This window comes from Chloroflexota bacterium (genome assembly GCA_018648225.1).
Classification (GTDB): Bacteria; Chloroflexota; Anaerolineae; order Anaerolineales; family UBA11858; genus NIOZ-UU35.
In genome coordinates this window covers 1-4,489 of the sequence record JABGRQ010000062.1, presented here as the reverse complement: position 1 = coordinate 4,489, position 4,489 = coordinate 1, and the positions used below count along the sequence as shown (strand labels likewise).

3 protein-coding genes and 1 pseudogene are annotated in these 4,489 nt (G+C 51.6%); all 4 read left to right on the top strand.

The features are described from left to right. Positions 1-51: 51 nt before the first annotated feature. Positions 52-750: pseudogene (locus tag HN413_04505) on the top strand (YihY/virulence factor BrkB family protein). A gap of 34 nt (positions 751-784) precedes the next feature. After that, positions 785-2,866 (top strand): HAMP domain-containing protein, encoded by a 2,082-nt coding sequence (locus HN413_04500; GenBank protein MBT3389650.1) that lies wholly within the window; start codon positions 785-787, stop codon positions 2,864-2,866. Next, entirely contained in the window at positions 2,863-3,594 is a 732-nt protein-coding gene (locus tag HN413_04495) for a hypothetical protein (protein MBT3389649.1), read from the top strand. Before HN413_04500 ends, HN413_04495 begins: the two co-directional genes overlap by 4 nt. A gap of 3 nt (positions 3,595-3,597) precedes the next feature. Next, the gene (locus HN413_04490; protein ID MBT3389648.1) at positions 3,598-4,476 is read left to right on the top strand and encodes a hypothetical protein; all 879 of its coding nucleotides are present in this window, start codon (positions 3,598-3,600) and stop codon (positions 4,474-4,476) included. Positions 4,477-4,489 lie beyond the last annotated feature (13 nt).

The window sequence follows — 4,489 nt, the reverse complement described above, 5'->3', positions numbered from 1 at the left end:
CAGTATGAACTCCTGGTAGTTTTGTCGTCCCTAAGTTAGCGGAAACTAAAGTTAATGATGGTGGCTTTTGGGGGCAGGTTGGTTGAGAGCGCAGACGCACAAGTGCAGGCATTAAAATTGCTGGTGGGGATATTCCCGTTTGCTGGCGAAGTGATCGAGAAAAATATTCAGCAAGTGCTTGATGCGCGCGGCTCCGTGAGTATGCTCAGTACGCTGGCATTAGCCTGGTCGGGGTCCGCTGCGTTTGCTATTTTGGCGCGGCATATTAATTTGGCCTGGCCAGCAGCGAATCGACGGCCATTTATTACGCGGCGGCTCATGGCGTTGCTCATATTGCTGGTTTTATTGTTGATGATTGCGCTGACACTGACCGCCAATACAATTATTCGCTTATTACCCCCCGGATTGAATGGCGCGGCCCAGGTTTTGTTGCATATGCGTTACTTTTCACACGTTGTTTTGTGGAGTATGCTCTTCATAACTTTGGTGACGTTGTATCGCTGGTTGCCAAATACCCATGTGCTTTGGCGCGAAGGAGCCTGGGGGGCGCTTGTCGCCTCACTTGCCGCGGAAATTATCACCTGGTGCTTTGCCTGGTATCTGAAAAGCGGTTTTGCGAATTATTCGCTGGTGTATGGTTCGCTCTCAGCCATAGCCGCGCTTTTGTTCTGGATCTATCTATTAGGCACGATCGTTCTTTTTGGCGCACATCTTGGGGCTTCGATCGCGCACCTATCAAGAAAAACCTGAAACCCATTTGACATAATGAGTTATCATATAAAGTATGGAAAAACAGCGGCACAACACCTTGGACACGCGCACATTTTTACGGACACTGCTCTCGCTGCCTTTGCGCGTTAAGATCACAGTGCCATATCTTGTGGTGGCTACCTTGTTGGCTGGTCTGGCAATATTTCTGGTTTCGCGTTCGTTTGTTGCCACACTGGAACAGCGATTCCGCACACAACTTGCCGATAGCGCTGAACGCGCCGCTGATGGCATTATCGAACTTGAAGAACGCCACCTTGTTATGTTGCGCACGATTTCATTTACGGTGGGTATTCCGGAGGCTATTGCCGATCAGAATCCCGAGGTTCTGAGAGATTTGACCCTTCCGCAGATTGTTAATAATCAGATCAGGAATGTGGAAGTGCTGGATGCCGCGGGCGCACCCATTGCGACGTGGCATTATAATCGCGAGACAGGAAAATATATTGCCGATCAAGCGACGAGCTATCCGAACTGGTCGATTGTACGTTCTGTGTTAGCGCTGGAGAGCGATGCACTTGGCGATAAATTCAGCGAAATCGTGGAAACCCCCTGGGGGTGGGTGTTGTATACCGCGGGTGCTTTGTACGATGATGATAGTGTGCTGGGCGCAGTGCTGATTGGCACGCCCATTGACGATATTATTTTGCAACTTAACGCGCAGAGCCTGGCGGGTGTTAGCATCTATAATCCAGCCGGGAATCTGGTTCGATCATCATTATTTACGGGCACTTTCGAGGAAGTTAGTCTTGGCGATATTCGGGATCGCTTCTCGGCAGATGCAAATCTCTTGCCCGCCCGGCGCGTGGATATTGAAGGGCGCAAATATATTGAGACCATTGAGCCGTTGTATTTAAGGGGCATCCCCTCCGGCTGGTATCTTGGTTTGGCGCTGCCGGAATCATTAGTGTCAGAAGATCAAGGATTTTCAGCAGGCCAACTTGTGGGATTGTTTGCGGTTGGGGTCTTGGCGCTGATTGGCCTGGGTGTGGTGGTTGCACAGATTATTGCAGTACCCGTTTTTCGATTGGTTGAAGGGACTCGCAAAGTTGGACTTGGCGCGTTGGATGTGCAATTGGATGTGGTTTCTGATGATGAAATTGGCGTTCTGACACAAGGCTTTAATGATATGGTCGTTGAATTGCAGCAACGCGAATATGTTCACGAGATGTTTGGTCGCATGGTATCCGAAGCTGTGCGGGAAGCCGTTCTCGAGAATCAAGTTCCATTAGGCGGCGAAACCAAAGATGTGGCTGTACTTTTCATTGATGTGCGTGGTTTTACGTATATGGCTGAGCAAAAACCCCCGGCTGAGGTCGTCTCGCTGCTGAACGATTATTTCTCTATGGTTGCCGAGGCAGCCCAGAAATGCGGCGGAATGATTAATCATTTTGGTGGCGATAGCGCGTTGGTTGTTTTTGGTGCCCCAATAACCGCGCCGCTGGAAGAATCGACAAAGCGTGCCGTCATGACGGCAAGTCAGATTCGCATTGGCCTCACAAAACTAAATGCTTCTAGAATCAGCTCCGGAATACCGCCGTTTAGCTATGGCATTGGAATCAATTCGGGCCCGGTTATCGCTGGAAATATTGGTTCGGCAGATCGCTTTGAGTACACTGTGATAGGGGATGTCGTCAACATCGCCGCGCGAATGCAGGCGCTGTCGCGCCAATTTTCAAATTCCCCGATATTGATTTCCGGTACCACTGCCGAGCTGCTTAAAGACAATTCATCGATCGAATGTTCCTTTTTGGGTGAATTTGCCCTCAAGGGGAAGGAAGAGTTGGTGCAGGTTTACGGCATCCAAGAGTTTCCAGAAGCTTTGCCCGAAGATTTTGACGCTTTTGATGGGCTGGATTACCCCACCTGTATCCCTCTGCTTGCAAGCTATTTGCATTGCCTGGAGTATTCACCCTCGGTGATCGCCGAGACTTTGGATGTAACCCCCGCTGAAGTGCAGCATTGGCTGGCGCAGGCGCAGGAGTACGCAGATATTATTGCAAATATACTGGTGGATTACTTTGGGTTGTCGCCAGAAGCCACCGCATGTTTGCAAATCGAATCGTCGGTAGCTGCAGACACCCAGGAGAACATATGATCGCCAGGCCGAGATTTTCTGGAGAATTACTTTCCTGGCTGACAATCATTATCGTTGCCATGGTTGGCGGCTTGTTGTTGCTACACTACGCCAATGTGTTGGCATATCGTAGTGGTACGCTGGAGCATCCCTTGCAAGTGCAGTTAGGGAATCGTGCTGCTGATTATCGGGAATTTGCTGCATACAGTTTTCAGCCATTAGCCCCTCAAGTTGAAGCAGCGGCTTTGCTCGATTTTCAAACCTTGGAGAACCAACGTGAGCAGCGCCCCGAGTATGATGTGCAGAATCTTCCTGCTGAATTGGCGGTTGGGCAAATCCTCACGCCGACTTCCCACCAGGGTTTCAAACCCACGAATACAACCGCGCCAACGTCAACGAGTCTATCCATACCGACAAAACATCCCACGTTAGCTGCACCAACGAAAGTGCCAAATACACCCGTGCCGACTCAAACGCGCGCAATCGTGAAAACGAATACGCCCAAACCTGTAAATCCCTCGAAAACGCCTAAAGCAACAAACGCAGTTGCCGATACGAGTACTCCAAAGCCTACCAGTATTCCCAATCCGACCAAAGAGCCCAATCCGACCAAGGAACCCAAACCCACCAAAGAGCCCAATCCGGGTTCAGAACCCAAGCCAACCAAAGAGCCCAAGCCCACCAAAGAGCCTAACCCGGGTTCAGAACCCAAGCCAACCAAAGAACCCAAGCCCACAAAGAAGCCATAATATATGGATATTATTGTAGCTTTAGGCGGCGGCGGCGCAAAGGGCAACGCACATATAGGCGTGTTGCGCGTGCTGGAACGTGAAGGGTTTACAATCCGTGCGGTGGCCGGAACCAGCGCCGGGGGTATGGCTGCCGCGACTTACGCAGCCGGACACTCTCCAGATGAGTTGCAGGCCTATATGACTCAGGTCAACCAGAGCAGTTTCTATGGTTTTCATCTCAGCGGCGAGCCCGCGCTTTTGGGCGTGGATGGCATTTATAAGGCGTTGCACAAACTGGTGGGCGAGAAAACCTTCAGCGATTTGCGCATCCCCTGTGCGTTAACCGCGGTGGATTTGGAAAGCAGCAAGCGTGTTATTTTGAATCAAGGCCGCGTGGTGGATGCCCTAATGGCGACAATTGCTATCCCGGGGATTTTTCCTCCTAAAAGGCTGGATGGGCATCTTCTGGTGGATGGTGGATTGCTGGACCCGGTGCCGGTCACTGTAGTTCGGGGGATCGCGCCCCGCCGCAGGATGCCGGTTGTGGCGGTTGCCCTGACCCCAGAGATGGCCGAACGCTCGGTGATGAAATCGCCTGGCTTTCTGATGCCTTCGCCCATCCTCAATCAGATTGCGCGCCTGAAAGTCGCTCAGGCTTTCGAGATTTTCATGCACTCGCTGGATATTGGCATCAGCGCCATCACCGATTTGCGTCTCGAAATCGACAAGCCCGATATCATCATTCGCCCCGATGTGGCGCATATCGGTTATCTGGATCGCGTCGATATCGCCGATGTTGCCCGGTTAGGCGAGCTGGCGACCGAAGCTGTACTGCCCGAATTGCACCGCATAGCCAGTCGCCGCCAGGGTTTCTTCCGACGGAGGAGCAGAAAATTATGACCCGCGATTTACG

Bases quoted from the DNA above. Each gene is read 5' to 3' on its own strand.
- HN413_04495 (MBT3389649.1), top strand. From the start codon at position 2,863: ATGATCGCCAGGCCGAGATTTTCTGGAGAATTACTTTCCTGGCTGACA.
- HN413_04490 (MBT3389648.1), top strand. From the start codon at position 3,598: ATGGATATTATTGTAGCTTTAGGCGGCGGCGGCGCAAAGGGCAACGCA.
- HN413_04500 (MBT3389650.1), top strand. From the start codon at position 785: ATGGAAAAACAGCGGCACAACACCTTGGACACGCGCACATTTTTACGG.